Source organism: Streptomyces changchenzhani, assembly GCF_039766235.1.
Taxonomy (GTDB): domain Bacteria; phylum Actinomycetota; class Actinomycetes; order Streptomycetales; family Streptomycetaceae; genus Streptomyces.
Genome location: NZ_JBDHNH010000013.1, coordinates 71766 through 88166, shown reverse-complemented (window position 1 = coordinate 88166; position 16401 = coordinate 71766). Strand labels below are relative to the sequence as shown.

Sequence of the window (16401 nt, the reverse complement as noted above, 5' to 3'; positions counted from 1 at the left end):
CGCACACCGGGGGAACCTCACGGGGCCGATCTCCAGCAAGCAATCAACGCGCTGGCCGAGTACGCCCTAGTCACCGCCCAGGTTCCCAACGGGGACGCTGACGACCCGGCCGGTTACACAGTGACCCTGCATCCGCTTGTCGCCGAAGTCACCCGGCAACTCGACGATGTCCGTCGGCACCGTGGTGAGTACCTCGCGCTGGTCGCCCAGGGTCTGCACGACGGCGCGGCCAGACATGACCCTCGCAGCCCGGCCGACTGGCCCTTCTGGCACCTCGCCACCGGGCATCTGCACCGCTTGCTTGAACAGGCGGAGGACGGGGGCGCCGGTCCGGAAGCGGAGAGCATGACCGTCGCGGCCATCTCCTGCATCGAGTACGCCAGGGACGCCGGCCTGTACGGCGTCGCAAAAACCACAGTTGATCGCGCCATCGCAGTGTGCGCCTCGCTGCCCTCCGACGGTCGAACTGCCCTGAGGCTGCGTTTCGAACGTGCTCGCCTCACCGCACTGGCAGGCGACATCGCAGCAGCCGAAGCCGAGTACCGCGCAATGCTCGACATCCAGCGCCGGTTCCTGCATGACGCCGATCCCCATATCCTGTGGACCCAGCATGCCCTGGCCCATGTACTTGACCTGAGCGGAGACTTGGACGGGGCTGAGGCGGAGTACCGGGCGGTCCTCGAAGGTCGCTTACGGACCCTCGGTATCGATCACATCGATACCCTGTGGGCCCGGCACAACCTCGCCTGGATCACCGGCCAGCGGGGCGACCTGGCAGCGGCCGAAGCCGAGTACCGGGCAGTACTGGAGGACCGTTCACAGATACTGGGCTGTGACCATCCACATACCCTGTACACCAGGCACGCACTAGCGTGGGTACTCGGCCAACGGGGCGACCTGGCAGCAGCCGAAGCCGAGTACCGGGCAGTACTGGAGGACCGTTCACAGATACTGGGCTGTGACCATCCACATACCCTGCACACCCGGCACGCACTAGCGTGGGTACTCGGCCAACGGGGCGACCTGGCAGCAGCCGAAGCCGAATACCGGGCAGCCCTCGACGGCCAAACCCAGCTTCTCGGTGAGCAGCACCCACACACCCGCAGTACATTTCGCGCTCTTAGTGACCTGCTGCACCGCGTTGAGCCCCAGCCAACCACCGGAAGCAGTGACAAGGACCAGTACTGGTGGAGCTTCAGCGGGGGCAACAGTTAGCGTGGCCGACCAGGCGTGGTGTCGGGTGGTCTCCGAGGAACTATCAATCACCGCCCGCACCAATTCTGGTGAGTTGTCGGAGATCTGGCGCCACGAACAAGCTTCCGGACCTCGCCAGGATCCAGGCCGCATGCGATCGAGTGCATCGACTCCGTGGCGTAGGCCGCCCGTACGAGGACCCCCGCCAGAGCAAGCCAGCGGGGGTCCTCGCCTCACACAATGCCCCTATGACGGGGGCATCCAGGAGCGGTTCGGATCGCGGCCTGCGCACTGGTCTAGGTTTGCAAGCTTTGAGACACCCCTGGCCAGGGGGCTGAGGGCAGCATCCAGCGACGCGCGGCCCACTTTGTCGTGCACCGCGCGAAGACGGGTGCGGCCCCCTTGACCGAAGCCTGACTCCTCGTCCGAGACCTAGATCACGCCCCGGGAGTCAATCTCGGACCGGACCAGATGGAACACCTCGCGGGCGGCATAGCGCTTAAGACAGCGGATGACCTCGCGCCGGGTCTTGCCCTCCGCAGTGCGCCGCTCGTATTACCTGCGAGTACGCGCATCGAACCGGAGCCGCGACTGCACGATCCGATACAGGGCCGCGTTGGCTCGCCGATCACCACTGCGGTTGAGCCGGTGGCGACGCTGACAACCGGAGGAGTACTCGACGGGACTGACGCCGCACAGCGCCGCGAACGACGCCTCGCTGCGCAGACGTTCCGGGTTGTCCCCCATCGTGATCAGCAAAGTTGCGGCACTATCCGGACCGATACTCACCGGAATGAGCAACTGCGGAAAGTGACGCTCCACCAGCCCAGTCAGACAACGCTCCAAATCACGAATCTGCTCGGTCAGCTGCTCGATCCGCCGAGCCAACAGACACAGGGTGATACGGGTGGCCTGCTCGACGGCACTCCTCCCGCCGACGCCATCCTCACGATCTTCGAACTGCGCGCAAGTACGGACCAATGCCCGGGCCTTCAGACCGTTCAGCCCCTCGCGCAAATCGGGATCGGCCGTGATCAGGACCGCCTTGAGCTGATTGACTCCCTGTGTACGGGCCTTGACGGCGGAGTCCTTGGCCAGTTTGAACAGACAGGCGCACTGCACCGGCCCATCCCCGGCCTTGGCCTGGGAGCGAGCTCGGCCGCTAAGCACCGCCCGTGCCGCCTCCTGAGCATCCACCGGATCCGACTTGCCCCGCCGTCGACGAGCCGAGCGATCAGGCCGGTTCACCTCGAACACCTCGACCCGGCGAGCCAACAAGTAGCGGAGAGAGCAGCTCCGTAGCTGCCGGACCCTTCCACCCCGGCCCTGTGCACGGCACCCAGACGGCCGACCCACTCTCAGAGTTCGCGATAGCCCACCGCCGTGGCAGGAAAGGACGCGGTGTCCATGACCGCCCCCAGCGTAGAGAGCGCGGCAGCCACATGGACGTCCCGATGCGTGTCCACACCAAGGACGACCTCGCCCTCAACAGGCGCACGCTCTGTGGAGCTTGCAATACTCGTCAGGGCGGCATCCTCCTACTCTGCGAGCCTTCCGGTCCTCTCCACCGGGCCGTCAAGGCGGTCAGCGGTGAGACTGTGCCCAGTTCACGGCATGGCTACCTGTGGGACACACCTCAAGAGCCCGGTGGCAGTACGCCCCGCACTGGTGATCGACGAAGGCGGAAAAGGACACCCGGGTCCGATCTCTCACGAGCCAGAGCCCGGTGCAGGGCCACAACCGAGATACCCAGGACATTGCCCAAGCATTTGGCGGTGCGGCAGCCGTAGTACGGCGGCGCCTTCTGGCACTGCGCCGCGAACTCCCTCGGCGTCACACGGACCGCCACGTCACCCTCCTCTCCCCCTGCTGCCAGCGTCGGGAAGGGGAACGGCGGACCGCCCCGGCCTGTGACAGCAACGCGAGCGATGGAAGCAACCCGCACGCGGACCGGCCATGCGGAAGTGTGGAGCCGGTACAACGCGGGGCTGGGTTCGGTCGCGTAGAGGGAGAGGGCGGGCGAGTCCTGCGGTCGGTAGGGCCCCGACGAGCGGGCCGACGGCATCCCCGCATGGTCGAAGATGAAGCCACCCAGCCCAGCGCGGGGGCGCTGACTTGTCATGAGCGCGAGGGCGGGCACTTCCTGGACACCCATGTGGTCCTGGACAGCTCGTTCGCCTTGCTGATCGCTAGACGTTTCACCTCAGTCAGGGGTGGATACATGGTGTCCTTGGTGATCGGGTCCTTTTCGCTTTTGAGTAGATCGACTAGAGGGCGCTTCCAACATGCGGGAATGCGTACCGTCCAGGCCGTAGCAGACCATGCTTTTCCTGGTGCGTTACGTTGCGGGAACCGGATGCTGAGAGTCGTGATCTTGGCCAGATCCTCTGCTACCAATAGTTGGCCACGAAACTGCATCTGCCGCCGGGAGTAGTTGGCGATGAGGCCGCCTACGAGGAAGCATCCCCGCTGGGCTCTCATTCGGGGGTCGAGGTCCTGTGGATCAATGACTGCCACTCGCCCTGTCCAGCTCGATTTGGCGTACTGCTCGCCGCGTGCGGCGTCTGCCCATTCCAGTTCGTGCTGGTCGTTAAGGTCGATGGCATCCATCTCACCACCGTCGCTTGGGTGAAGCTGAATCACAAATAGTCGGCCGTCTAGATCATGATCCTGATCCACGGCGAAGAACAGCGCTTCGAGCGGGGACTTAGACACGTCGATGAGCCGGGTTGGAATGCCATGATGCTGCAAGAGGCCCAGGAGTTGTCCGTCCGTCATCAGCCGTCCAAGCCCCTCGCTTCTCATGACTTGCAGTATGTGTTCCTCCACCTTGGCCATCCTGTATTCAGTGACTCTTGACACTGAGGCACGAAGGACTCGGAAGAGGCTAGAGGAGAGACCGTGATCGGCATCGGACTGCCCCCGATAGAAGACGTTCTCAGCCGACGAGCGGGGCAGCGCCGGATAGCTCGCAGAGTGGTTACGTTCCGCCCCTTCCGTGAGCCACTTCCAAAGACTTTCTGGCGTGTCATTCAGTCCAATCTGCGAGTTGACCTCACGTTCCGCAAAGAAATCCCCGGCCAATAAACCGGTAGCACTAGTGGTCATACTGGTGCGCGTGCGGCTGCCTCGGTCACGGCCAGCCGCCTGGTGCGAGTGAGCAGGCATGCTCGCAGCGTAAACGGGCGAGGTGGGCACACAGCGCAATGACGCCAGAACCCTTCGCCTCATCGAAGCGGGGTAATCAACCAAAAGGGCATTTTGTCCAGCAAATCGCCAGAAACGCAGCACTCAGTACGGGGCCATACGCGCCCTACCGCAAAGGCGCTGGTGTGGGGCGCGACGTCGAGGTGGGCGATCGGCCGACAGCGGGCCGCACACGGCCTTTTGGCCGAAGCACGCCGCTACATGGGCATCGAACTCCTCGCCAGCCCGCCCCCACCCGATCGAGTCAGAAACCGGCGAGACCGTCCTGTCCAGCGAACTGACCGCATAGCCTCAAAACGAGATCACCGAGTGGCGTCGATACACCGCTCCACCGGACGCGACCCAGCGGCGAGCCGGAGCACACCCAAGACCCCGTCGAACATGCAGAGCACGCGCTGCTGCCACGCGCAGAACCTCCGCCGGAATGAGCCGACGGGAGCTCCTCACGGCCCCTACGACGGGGTCACGACTGTATGGCCCTGACCAGGTGGAACACCTCGCAGGCAGCGTAGCGTTTGAGGCACCGGACGATTCCGCCGCCCAATCCAAGGTACGGAAGTTCGCTGCCATGGGCTCCGGACCGCTCGAACAGCAGTCGCCGATCCAGCGTCGGTAGCAAATGGGTCCGGGTCTGCCGCCACCGGACACGAACTGGCGAATTTCCTTCCTTGTGAGTCCACAGGCAGGCGCGCACGTCTACGGAATCGGTGCCCGTTCTGCCACCCGAGAGATTGACCCCACAGGTCATCGCCGCGATCAAGCGTCGTCCGCAGTCGGCAGGTTCCACGACCAGGGCGTTCTGGCCAGCCGAGGCTCCGTACCAGGCCGGTCTGACAGCCGAAGGGCAGACGGAGTCAGTTTCCGCCGCATTCGGCACTGTGCCAAAGCGTGATGGCTTACGCCCCGCCGCTCGCAACCGCAGTGCCGACATCGATGAGCCGCACTGCACCGCAGGTCGCGGCAACTCACGCACATGGCTGGATCACGTCAGCTCGATCATCGGGAACCGTCCCGGACCCCAGGCTTGTCGACATCACCAGGCACCAATGGGGGAGGGATACGGACGTGGACGCTCTCGCGGCTGCGGTACAGACGCTTCTAGAAGATCCGGACGCGTTTACGGAGGTGGAGGTGTCGACCCCGGACGAAGCGGCACGCGCCGTCCGGCTTCTCGATGAGGGGCTGCGCAGCGGCCGTGGGGTCCACCGTAAGATGGCCGAGGGCGCGCTGCACGGCGCCAAGACGCTCTCGACCGACCGGCTCCAGGTCCTCTCCGAGTTCGTCCAGAACTCCGACGATGCGGGGGCCGGACAGCTGCGATTCCTGCTGCGGTCCGACGACATTCTGGTCGCCCACGATGGGGCCGGCCTGCGCCTGGCTGATGTCCTGCCGCTCGGCATGCCCTGGCTCAGCGGTAAGACGGCCGATACCGAAGCCACCGGCCGGTTCGGCATTGGACTGTCCACGCTCAGGGCCCTCACCACGGTGTGGGAGGTGCACTGTGACCCGTTCCACGTGCGCTTCGCCGGTACCAACCTGCAACTCGCGGCGCCGCCAAAGCTCCCTGACGAAATCAGCGGACCCGAGTGGACTGTCTTCCGCATCCCTCTGGCCCCCGGCACACTGACCGCAGCCCAGCTTCTTGAATGGTTTGAGGACTGGAACGACGCCTCCCTGCTCTTCCTGCGTCACCTCCGCCGCCTTGAGGTGACGGCGGGCGGGCACAGCAGCGTACTCACCCTGTCCTGGGAAGATGTGACGCGGTGTCGGTTTCTGATCGATGGCGTCGAGCATGACGTGAATGTGCAGCACGCCCGGACGACCGAGGGAGCGCTTTGGCGTGTCTACACGGCGCAGGTGGCGCCGCACCCCGACTGGGAACGGAGCCACAAGGCGCTCGGCCCGGTCGTGCCCGTGGGTGTCGCGCTGCCCTTGGCGCGTGGGATGAACGGCAGCGTCCATGCCGGCCTGCCCGTCGCCACACTGGACGTGGCTGCCCGCGTCCACACCCAGTTCGATCCCGTCGCCAGCCGGGAGGGGTTCGCCAGCAGCCGCCTCAACGCGCAGCTCGTCCCCGTGATCGCCGACCTGTGGGCAGCCGGCGTACGCGATGTGCTAGAGAGGGTGGATCACACGGCGTGGCACCTCATTCCGCTTCCCCACCCGCCGAGCTCCGCGTCGGCCAACCTGCTCCAGGACCGGATCCGCACCGAGCTGCTCACCCGTGCACGGCAGTCGCTCGCCGCCGAGCTGGCCTTCCCGGTCGCGGAGGGTGGTCCCGACGCCCCGCTGGCCGATTTCGCGGTCGAGGAGGCCGCCCTGTCGGGGGTCCTCGACGACACCGACATCGCCCGGCTGGGCAAGGCCCCATACGCCTTGCCTGCCGCCGTCCGCGACAGTGACGTTCGCTGGCGAAAGGTCCTCGCGGACTGGCGTGCGGCAGGTGCTGCAGAGCTGCGCGCCGAGGTGCAGGTCATGGACGCACTCAGCCTGTTCGCCGACGACGGATGGCAGGACATCGCGCGGCTCGTACGGCTCACCGCAGTCGCCCTCAAAGCGGGCCACGAGTCTGTGCTGGCCAGCAGGGCCTGCCTGGTCACCGCCGATGGGCGCCGACTTCGGCCGCAGCCCTCGGAGAACGCGTTCGCCGACGCGTCCAGCGAGGCCACCGGCCCCTTGGACGTGCTGGGCGTCGTTCTGGACCTGCATCCCACCTACGCAGAAGACAACGCCTGGGCGAAGACCGTCACGGCATGGCTGCGTGGGCGGGACTGCCTGGTGCGCCGCGACGACACGGCAGCCGTACTGAGGATCGTCTCCCGGCTCGGAAAAGCCGGTAAACAACTTGCCGACGGCGACGAGGAGATGGAGGCCACCCGGCTCGTCGCCCTGCAGCAGGCGCTCGGCGAGATGCCCAAGAAGCTACGCGACCCGCTCGGTCCGGGTATCGGACGGGCCATCCTCCTCAACGGCTTCGCCTACGACAAGGACGGCACCGAGCAGTCTCATCGCGTCAAGCCCGGCGCCGCCTATCTCCCCCAGGCATTGGAGAGCGCTGACGGAGACCGATTCGAGGTCGCGGCACGTAAGACTCCCGGTCTGATCTGGGTGCGTCGCTCCTACGCGAGAACTCTGCTCTCCGCCGCCCAGGCAGGCGGTCTGAGTAGAACGGCTTTCCTGCGGCTGCTGGGCGTGGCGGACGCCCCGCGGCTCACTCTGGTGCACGAGGTCTATGACCGGGCGGACACCAAGATGTACCCGGGCGATCTCCGTCTCGGGCTCGCACGGAACTGCAGGTGGTCCGTCACAGGCCGGTGGATGCAGATGATGCGCAAGGGAGCCGACCACACCCTGGACGACCTGACCAGCAGCGACCTCGTCGCCGTGGTCAAGAACATCGCGGTCGAGAAGAACGTGGACGAGCGACGACGCCGCACAGCCGCCCTGCTGCGCACCCTCACCGCACCGCTGACCAGTTCAGACCAGGCGGTCGTCCCAATGGCCCGGGGCCACTACAAGTGGAACGTCACGGGTGAGACGGCGGCCATCTGGGTGTGGCGGCTCCGGGAGACCGCCTGGCTGGAGGACAGCCAAGGCCAACTCCGGCCGCCGGCCGACCTCACCCTACGTACACCGGATACGGAGGCCCTGTACGGACCGGAGGATCCCGGATACCTGCACCCGGCGATCCACCAAGCCCTGGCCACCCGAACGGAGGCCCTCACCGCTCTCGGTGTCTCCGGCGATCCCGACGTATCACGTCTCATGGCACGGTTGCGTGAACTCCGGGATCGTCAGGACGACAACGCCGCCGATACCGATGCCGAGGTGCCGGACAGCCTGAGAGCGGAGGCGCTGCTGGTCTACCAGTCTCTGGCGCGACGTCTGACTCACCGTTCGGCAGAGGCAACCCAGACGGCGGTGGAGAAGCAGATCCGCCGAGAGTTCCTGTATGAGGACCTCGTGCTGACCGACCAGGGCTGGACGGAGTCAGGCAAGTGCTTCCAGGGACCTGCGATCCTGCGCGGGTTCCGCCCCTTCACCCTGACCGGGGCGGACGTCGACCCTCTGTGGCAGGTACTGGGCATCCGCGAACCCGGGCTCGATGACCTCATCGACGTGCTGAGGGAGATCTCCGAGACCGGCGCGGCACCCGACGCCGAGCGCGAAAGTGTGATGCTCGACGCTCTGCGCCGCCTGCGGGACGTGATCTCCTCCGACGACAAACCAATGTCGCCGGGGCTGCAGAGCAGGCTGCGGAGTCTGCCGCTATGGACCACGGCCGGCTGGATCAAAGGAAAGAGCCAATCGGTGTTCGCCGTGGCCGACTCCGCGGTCGAGCGGGTACTGACGGGCCGTCTACCGCTGTGGAAGCCAGGAGGCAACGTACAGCAGTTCACGGCGCTGTTCGGGCGCCTGCACGTCACCCCCCTGGACGTCGCGGGCGCCCAGGTCAGTTACGAGACCGGAAGCGAGGACGGGGCTGGGGACGCAGTCCTGGGCCAACCGGCCGACACGAGTCTCACCGACGACTTCCGACGAGGGGTCGCTGCGCTCCAGGACCTTCTGGTACGCAACGAGCCCGAGACCGCGGAGGCTTTCACCGGCTGGGCCTGGCTGGCGGGCCTTGAGGTTCGGCTACTCCCCAGCTTGCGTATCCGCCTCGATCCAGGAGGCACGTACGAGCCCCTTGAGCTCCCCGTCGAAGCGCAGATCGACCGCGGCCGCAACACTCTGTTCCTGCACTCGCACACGGCTCTGACCACCAAGGCAGGAGCGGGCGCGGCCATCGCCGCCCACTTCGCGGAAGACCGGTCACGCGTAGGCCACAGCTGGCGAGACGTTTGGGAGGAATACCTGGTGGAGGTAGAGGCCGGATCCGCACTCACATCGGCAGGGCAGCGGGACCGCGAGGAACGGCAGCGGCTCGCTGAAGAACTGCACCGCCGTGCACAGCTGACCCCCGCCCCGCCGATGCCGAACGGGAAACCGGCCGCTCAGCGTGCCACGGCCACCGGCCCTGCTGTCCCCGGTGGCCCAACCGGCCTCATCCCGCCACCCCGCACCGGTTCAGCTCCCGCGCCCACGCCCGGGAACCCCGGACCCGGCACCCAGTCCGGCCCGCAGCACGCGCCGGCCGCGCGCCCCCTGGTAGACGCGGCCGCCTTCGACGTGCTGCCCGGCAAGGTCACCCACACTGAAGCGCCCTCTACACCGGGCACCCCCCCTGCCCCTACGCCGGGGACGGCGGGACCTTCACCCCGCCGACACGGGACCCCGCTCCCCCCGCCCAGGCTCGGAGGGGCCCCGCCCCGCAGCCATGCCTCACCGCTCGGGTACGCAGACCACCACAAGGAGGAGCTCGTCATCCAGGCGCTCCGCCGGATCCTGCAAGAGCAGGGTGTCGAGCTGGACGACCAGCGGGGTGCGTCGGGCATGGGCGCCGACGCATACGACTCGACCGGGCGCTATTACGAGATCAAGGCCCACGGGCGTGCTGTCCCTGGCGAACTGACCCTGACTCGTTCGGAGTTCGTACGGGCCTGGTCGGAGGGCGAGAACTACACACTCGTGATCGCCTCACACCTGGAGAAGGGCGTCGGCATGCCGACCCTCCGCCTGGTGAACGACCCCGTGCACCGCTTCGAAGTCGAACCGCCAACGGATGTCCGTCTCAAGGGCGTATGTGACCTCTCAGTGGAGTCGACCGTGTACGAGTGGCCCAGCACGGAGTAGTACCCCGCCAGCACCGCCTTGCTATTTGATATGGAGCTGACAGCCGAGGGGCTGCGGTGCGCCCCGTGCCAGCTTCACCTCGCCACAGGCGAGGAGGTTGAGAAAGCAGGACTGCACACCGTTGCCCGGTACACCGCGGATGAGCTGATCAAGATCGGCCATAAACGAACACCGCCCGCGCCTCGCAGCGTCTGCCAGACGGGAGTTGGTAGCCGATCCGGCTTCCCTGGGAAACGGTCCAGGTTCAGCGTCAAATAACAGTCGCATCCCGTGCGAACCCGTTCAGCAGGTTCGATGTCAGCACGAGAGAGAATCCGCTTGGTCAGGATTCGTCCTCGGCTCGATGGGTGTGCTCGGGCCCAGGGTGGGCCACACCGGGGACGAGCGGTTGATCGTAGTCGAGCTCGATCTTGCCGAAGGCGGTGCCTGGGATGGGCGCCGAGTCGTTGTCGGCGATGATCAGCTGTATCTGGGAGGCGTGGTCTTCGGCAAGTGTCCGAAAGCGCCGGTAGGTCCGGTGGCCACGCGCTTGGTCGTCGAGGTTGCTCCCAGATGCTTTTCGCGGGGAGTCGATGATCAGCAATGACGGCACGCGAACGTCTGGGTGCGCGATGCCGAACTCCAGCAGGGTGAGACTGTATGCGACGTTGATGCAGGTCACGATGCCACCGCCGTCTGCCTGCAGACTCTCAAATGAGTGGTTGTCCACTACTGGCAGATATGACGTTGAGTCGATCGTTGCGGACTCGATCCAGGGAGCAGGTCGCAGCTCCGAGATCATGGCGTTGAAATCCCGGCCAAGGTCTGTAACCAGGGTTTGGCGTGCGGCAAGTTCGGCGGTCCGGGCCTTCTTGTCGGCGTTTGCGCGGGTTCGCTGTGCCTTGAGCTTTCGCACTTCTCGTTCAATGGCGTGTGCTCGCGCCCACGAGTCGCGCAGCTGAGTCACGGAGTCGATGGCCGCCCTGAGCGAGGCCGCCCGGGCGCTGGCCTCTGCAATGGCGTCGAAGCGCGGTGCCACCAGATCTCGGGTCTGTGCATCGAGTTGGCGGCGCACGCTGTGGGCGAGGAAATCCGTCTGCTGTGCTCGCTGCCGCGCCCTCTCCAGTACTCGGGCATCGGCCTCGAACACGGCTTGGGCGTCCTGCAGCTGAAGGGCAAGAGCCGTTCGGGTCTGCGCGATAGCGGCAGGATCGACGTCCTCGTCGTGTGGGTCGTGCTGCAGACAGACCACACAGTGATCCTCGGGAACCGGTCTCGAGGTGAGCCGCTGCATGCAACGAGGGCAGACGACGAAGTCGAAGGGCGACAGCTTCTCAATGGCGGTGGCAGAGCGGTCGAGGCGGGACAGGTCGAGCTCCACCTGGGCAACGACTGCGGCACGAGCCTCTACAAGCTCTTGTGCCGCCAAAACCTCCTGCGCCGCAGCGCGAGCGCTGTCGACTGCCATACGCAGCTCTTGACGGAGAACAGTGTCGGCTGCGGTGCTCTCCTCCAATTCGTGGCGCAGCGATCCCAGCGCTGCGTCGGCGCGGCGCAGCATGTCCCGGAGACTTACGAGCTCGGCTCGCAGCTCCTCCTCCGTGCGGGGGTCGGACACGCCAAGGAAATTGAGGACGTTCTCGGACTCGGCTGCCTTCGTTCGAAGTTCTTCCTTCAGCGCGCCGAGTTGCCGGCTGAGTTCCAGCACAGTGCTGTCGGTCAGCGCGAACATCAGCTTGAAGAGTGCGGTGCGTTTGGGGTTGAACCAGGGGTCAAGGTGACCCACGACTTCGCGGTCGATGTTGCGCGCTTCCCGGTACGCGTAGGCGAACAGGTCAATGAACGTAAGGTCACGTGTGGTGGCCTTGCCATCGCGGCTGGCGGGGATCGTCTCGCGGGGGAATTCGACGGCTGCCAGAAGGTAGTCCGACAGCGATCTCAGATCCTCGTTCGCGCGGACGGCGAATGTATCGCGCGTGGCCAGGGTGGCGGGGTCCAGGACCTCTACCCGGTCGGAGCGACCGTCGTTGACGGTCCTCTTGAGGACCATGTGCTCCTCGCCGATAGAGACCTCGGCACGGGCAGAGAGGACATGGTCGCGGACGGCCGGGGTCAGCACGGCTTTGCCGCCCACCACATGCTTGAGCAGCATGAGGAGGCTGGACTTGCCGGTACCACTGGGACCGCTGACAACGGTGGCCGGCCCCTCGAAACGGTAGGTTTTCTCAGCATCGGCGGTGGTGACGGTGAGGGTATGGAACCGAAGGTGAAATGCCATTTCAGATCTCCGTCCGCCAGGGCCTGTCGACCGCGTCCGGCAGACGGTCGTAGATGAGGGTCTTCAGGGTCGAACCTGACTTGTTGAAGTGCTTCTTAAGGAGAGTGACGCGTTTCGCCACCACGACCCACTCGTCCGTCTCTGCCAGCATCGCAGCGGCGACCGCACCGGAGGCGGTGATACGGAACTCGGCCCGGTCGGTGGCACCATAGGTAACCAGGTCACGGGCGACCAGAGATCCCAAGATGCTGTAGTAACGCTGGTCCCAGGGCCCGTACTTGTACCGGGTCATGCGGCTCTCCACGGCCAACCGCTCAGCGGAGGTTGGCTGCACGCCAGGGGGCCAGGAAATGCCGTCCTCGGCCAGGAGTCGCTCCAACATGGCTGGGTAGCGCAGCAGGAAATCGAGCTTGGCGAGCTTGGTGAGACCATCCAGTCCTTTCTTCGCTCCCGTGAACCGGTCGATCAGCAGCAGCACACGGGCTTCGTGATAGTGAGCCTCACGCTGCTCCTGCCGACGGGTCCGGTCCCTGACACGCGCGGTCGCGATCAGACGGTCACCAGCGCCCGTCACGACGCCTGCTCGTCAGAGGGGTCAAACCAGTCGGAAAAGTAGAAGTCGCAGTCGTCGCAGAGCTGGTAGGCCAGACCCCGCAGATGCTGCCCATTGACGGGAATCTGCAGCCCGCCTCCAAGTGCGTCTGGCGTCAGGTGCCGAGCCATCAGGTGGTTCATACGCCGCCCGTAGACAGCACCAGCCGGCAACTCCCCTTCGGCCTGCTCACGGCAAGAGAAAACGGTGTCCAGAACCTCGAAGCTCGCGTTGGCCAACTCCGCCGTGTCTCCCGCCAAACCGGACCGGTGCTCGGACCACGTGACGTACCAGGCTGATCTAAGGCGCTCCGCGTGGGCAGCTTCATCAGCCGGAATCTGGCCGCGGGCCATCTTCTTGCGCAGGTTGCCCCCGCCCGGGGCGACGATCGGCAGTTGGCCGCGGGCGAAAGTGGGCACCCCGGCTCGACTGGAGACGAACGTGTCGAGGACCGTGGGCCTGGTCAGTCTGCGCCGCGCGATGCGCTGCTGGATCTGCACGCTGTGAAGAACCCTGGCGGGATCGGCAAGGTACACAGCGAGCTGTCCACGGTCGCTCTCGTCGCGGTTCGACTTCTCGATCCGCTCGACCAATGCACGGTAGGTGGCCTCGACGTCCACATGATCCCGCTGCAGTGTCGCGATCGCAGGGATAAGAAGACTCTGAAGATTCACGTCAGTGATATGCCGACGGGACGGCAGCTCATCATCAATGTGCAAGGCGGCGAAGAACAGCTTGACGGTATCGGTGAAGCCGGCCGGGACGGCTATGTCGCCGACCCGGGCGACCTCGGGGACTTCGGGAATGGTGGCGTAGGGCTGCTTCCAACGGACCTTCAAAAGGTGCTGAGCGACGGTGCCTGCCATGGCATCCAACCCGGAGGTGATCTCCGGATCGGCCCCGCACATGGCCTTCAGCGTGGCTGCGCCTCCCTTGCCCGATGTGAGGCCCGCATTCGTGGCCAGCCGAAGCCGGACATTGCTCAGACCATCGCACGCGCACCATCGGTCAAAGAGGTGGGCAAGCCCTCCGTTTTTGCAGAGTTCCGCCACGTTCCAGGGAGCCCGCCGCTTTCCGCGGTGCTTCACCGATACGAGTTCAACTGATCCGTCAGCGTAGGAGACCACCAAGTCTTCGTGCCACTCGCAGACCACCGACTCGACAAAGTCCTGAGTGACCAGCGCAATGCACATCTGAGCGGCTACTTCGGCCTGATAGCGATAGTTGCCCAGGGTGTCCGATCCACTGTCCTCCTGCGGTGCCTCGCGGAAGATCCGATGAACGAACCCTTCGTCGGACTCTTCGTCCGCAATGCCCTCGCCTGCCACGCCCACAGCTACACCCACCACTCCCCCACACCGCCGTTGGAGATTCGGCCACAAGGCCAGCGACGGAAGATCACCACAACTACCACAGCAACCACGCACTCCGTAACCATTCGATCACAGCAGATCCCGCTCCGCTCGTCGAGAGGCGGCAACGCACCCCCGGGTCGCAGCGCCTAGGCGAGCGTCCTGAGGTTCCGTCTGACAGCGTTCAAAATTGCAGCGAGACGGCCGGAGAGCCTCGGGACTCATCCTCGGAAGCGGCAATGCGTCAGGGGCGGCAGCCCCGCCTCCGCCAGGCCGGCAGGGTCCTCTCTTCTCACAGAAGCGGCCGGTGCGGCTGGATCTGCACCGTGACCGCACCATGCGCACTTGCGCACGCCCATGTGCCCTGAATTACCGTTCCTGGCCGGCCAGGGCAGGCGGGCATCTTGGGGGACGCATGGCAAGAACCGCGCGACAGATCCTGAACACACTCAGCCGCTCGACGAACATCCACATCCGGTCGACTGCAGAACTCGCTGCCCATGTCAGCTCAGCAACGGCGGCCTTCGACAAGAAGCGCCGAGAGAAGGGACAGGCGCCGGTACGCAGAAGCCCTGAACTGCTCCCCGTTCCAGGGGCCGAGTACCGTCAGACAATCGAACTGACGCCGTGGCAGGTACTGCACGCCGTAGCCCGTGACTACATTCTGGCCGGTCAGGGAATGGGGCGCGGGCTCGCGGAACACTGGGTGAGCCTGAAGCTCTGCGAAGCGCTGGGCGACAATCGCGCCGGCGCTATGGATCTCACCGACAAGGGCCGCACCCCTGAGCGCTGGTACAAAGCCATGCAGGCCCGGGAGTTGGCCGTCGGCTTCGGGCTCGCTGTGGCTGAGCACATTGTGTAGAAGCGATACCCGGACCACGTCATCTCGATCGTGGACACCAGTACGGTCCTGCGAGCCGGCTGGCCCCCTGAGCGTCTCACAACGGAACAAGAGCTCGCGACCTCGCCCTGACTACCTCATCGAAGCGTGGAAACCCGGCGAGCCGTCGAAAGTCACGCTCATAGCCTGCCGGGGGAACCACCAGAAGCCGAGCAAGCGGGGCGGGAGGACACGCAGCACCTCGGTCCAGCGACTTGCAAAGGGCGCCGAGCTGACCGAAGGCATGCACATCGGCCCGTGGAATACGACGCCGTTTTGATGCTGTCCACAGAACTCATGGGGCAGGGCGGAATCGTGGTCAATGTCCTGCAGGCGCGTGGCGAATCCCTTCTTCCCCTCCGCACACCGGGAAACGCCGACATGGAGATCCGCGACAAGTCCGGCCTCCCCTACCCCAACGCGATTCGCATACCCGCCCACGGGGGGAAACGGGCACAGACTGTCGACGGCTTCCTAGTAAGCGAGAGCGACCTCGGCTGGTTCGGCCAGCTCCTGGCCCGTACCGGAGCCGCCAACCTGACCGCTCTGGCCGGCGGAGGACCCCAAACTGCCCAGTACCTCACCACGCGCCAGGGGACGACAGCACTACGACGTGCTCACCTTCGCCGCCACGTCAAGCGTTGACAATGCAGAAATCCAAATCGGCGGCACGGACCATGTCTTCCGTATGGGGTCCGTACGCATCGAGGCATTCTCCGGTATGGCCGAGCATTCCTACGAACTCATCAAGAAGGGCCGTGTGGAGGAATACCGTCAAGCCGCCTTCCAAAGCCGCTCGACCCCGCAAGACCCCCACGTAACCGGCAGATGGAACGGGCCGATCTCCTTCCACGACGACGGCACCGTCATGGCCCTGAGCGTCCTCCCTATCCGCAGAAGCCAACCTCACTGAACGCATCACAGCGTCGTCACCGCCTGCCCCCAGCAGAAGGGACGTAGACGCCCCGGACCCCCACAGGCCGCATCGAGCGCACCACAGCGAGACCCGCCGCGACACGCAGTACCCCCGTCGGCACCAGCCGACGGGGGTACTCCAGCTCTCACATACCTATCACCAACAGCGTCGACGCACCTGGACCACAGGTACCTGACCTGCGCTTACGCGACTCACATGGACCACCTGGACCGCACAAGACGCGATCTACAACCTGTGCCATGTGGG

General features: G+C 65.5%; 10 protein-coding genes and 1 pseudogene. 5 read left to right on the top strand and 6 right to left on the bottom strand.

Going from position 1 to position 16401, the window contains the following annotated elements:
• Positions 1 to 66 precede the first annotated feature (66 nt).
• Positions 67 to 237, bottom strand: a complete 171-nt coding sequence (locus tag ABCR94_RS32925) for a hypothetical protein (RefSeq protein ID WP_347124483.1) — start codon at positions 235 to 237, stop codon at positions 67 to 69.
• A gap of 108 nt (positions 238 to 345) precedes the next feature.
• On the opposite strand from ABCR94_RS32925, the gene ABCR94_RS32920 reads away from it, so the two are divergent.
• A complete protein-coding gene (locus ABCR94_RS32920; RefSeq protein ID WP_347124481.1) occupies positions 346 to 1215 on the top strand; it encodes a tetratricopeptide repeat protein in 870 nt (289 codons plus the stop codon).
• A 411-nt stretch (positions 1216 to 1626) separates the two neighbouring features.
• Here the strand turns inward: ABCR94_RS32920 and ABCR94_RS39290 are convergent.
• Together ABCR94_RS39290 and ABCR94_RS32910 are read right to left on the bottom strand one after the other, a co-directional pair.
• Positions 1627 to 2720: pseudogene (locus tag ABCR94_RS39290) on the bottom strand (IS110 family RNA-guided transposase).
• 592 nt (positions 2721 to 3312) lie between these two features.
• A complete protein-coding gene (locus tag ABCR94_RS32910; RefSeq protein ID WP_347124478.1) occupies positions 3313 to 4302 on the bottom strand; it encodes an FRG domain-containing protein in 990 nt (329 codons plus the stop codon).
• A gap of 1230 nt (positions 4303 to 5532) precedes the next feature.
• Between ABCR94_RS32910 and ABCR94_RS32905 the strand changes: the two genes are divergently transcribed.
• Positions 5533 to 10137, top strand: a complete 4605-nt coding sequence (locus ABCR94_RS32905) for a sacsin N-terminal ATP-binding-like domain-containing protein (RefSeq protein ID WP_347124476.1) — start codon at positions 5533 to 5535, stop codon at positions 10135 to 10137.
• A gap of 322 nt (positions 10138 to 10459) precedes the next feature.
• Here the strand turns inward: ABCR94_RS32905 and ABCR94_RS32900 are convergent, their stop codons facing one another.
• From ABCR94_RS32900 to ABCR94_RS32890, 3 genes are all read right to left on the bottom strand, one after another.
• Positions 10460 to 12394: a hypothetical protein gene (locus ABCR94_RS32900; protein WP_347124474.1), complete on the bottom strand. Its 1935-nt coding sequence runs from the start codon at positions 12392 to 12394 to the stop codon at positions 10460 to 10462.
• Position 12395: 1 nt separating this feature from the next.
• Positions 12396 to 12872 (bottom strand): hypothetical protein, encoded by a 477-nt coding sequence (locus tag ABCR94_RS32895; RefSeq protein ID WP_347124472.1) that lies wholly within the window; start codon positions 12870 to 12872, stop codon positions 12396 to 12398.
• A 92-nt stretch (positions 12873 to 12964) separates the two neighbouring features.
• Positions 12965 to 14314, bottom strand: a complete 1350-nt coding sequence (locus ABCR94_RS32890; RefSeq protein ID WP_347124470.1) for a dsDNA nuclease domain-containing protein — start codon at positions 14312 to 14314, stop codon at positions 12965 to 12967.
• 439 nt (positions 14315 to 14753) lie between these two features.
• Here ABCR94_RS32890 and ABCR94_RS32885 point away from each other — a divergent pair, with 439 nt between their 5' ends.
• The 3 genes from ABCR94_RS32885 to ABCR94_RS32875 all read left to right on the top strand — a co-directional run bounded on the left by ABCR94_RS32885 (position 14754) and on the right by ABCR94_RS32875 (position 16131).
• Positions 14754 to 15200, top strand: coding sequence for a hypothetical protein (locus ABCR94_RS32885; RefSeq protein ID WP_347124469.1), 447 nt, complete (start codon positions 14754 to 14756; stop codon positions 15198 to 15200).
• A gap of 297 nt (positions 15201 to 15497) precedes the next feature.
• A complete protein-coding gene (locus ABCR94_RS32880) occupies positions 15498 to 15863 on the top strand; it encodes a hypothetical protein (RefSeq protein ID WP_347124467.1) in 366 nt (121 codons plus the stop codon).
• Positions 15832 to 16131: a hypothetical protein gene (locus ABCR94_RS32875; protein WP_347124465.1), complete on the top strand. Its 300-nt coding sequence runs from the start codon at positions 15832 to 15834 to the stop codon at positions 16129 to 16131. The genes ABCR94_RS32880 and ABCR94_RS32875 overlap by 32 nt, the downstream gene beginning before the upstream one ends.
• Positions 16132 to 16401: the final 270 nt, after the last annotated feature.

What these genes read in the sequence shown, in the direction of transcription:
- ABCR94_RS32910 (WP_347124478.1), bottom strand. Translation starts at nt 4,302, where the DNA reads ATGACCACTAGTGCTACCGGTTTATTGGCCGGGGATTTCTTTGCGGAA.
- ABCR94_RS32920 (WP_347124481.1), top strand. Translation starts at nt 346, where the DNA reads ATGACCGTCGCGGCCATCTCCTGCATCGAGTACGCCAGGGACGCCGGC.
- ABCR94_RS32880 (WP_347124467.1), top strand. Translation starts at nt 15,498, where the DNA reads ATGCTGTCCACAGAACTCATGGGGCAGGGCGGAATCGTGGTCAATGTC.
- ABCR94_RS32900 (WP_347124474.1), bottom strand. Translation starts at nt 12,394, where the DNA reads ATGGCATTTCACCTTCGGTTCCATACCCTCACCGTCACCACCGCCGAT.
- ABCR94_RS32885 (WP_347124469.1), top strand. Translation starts at nt 14,754, where the DNA reads ATGGCAAGAACCGCGCGACAGATCCTGAACACACTCAGCCGCTCGACG.
- ABCR94_RS32925 (WP_347124483.1), bottom strand. Translation starts at nt 237, where the DNA reads ATGTCTGGCCGCGCCGTCGTGCAGACCCTGGGCGACCAGCGCGAGGTA.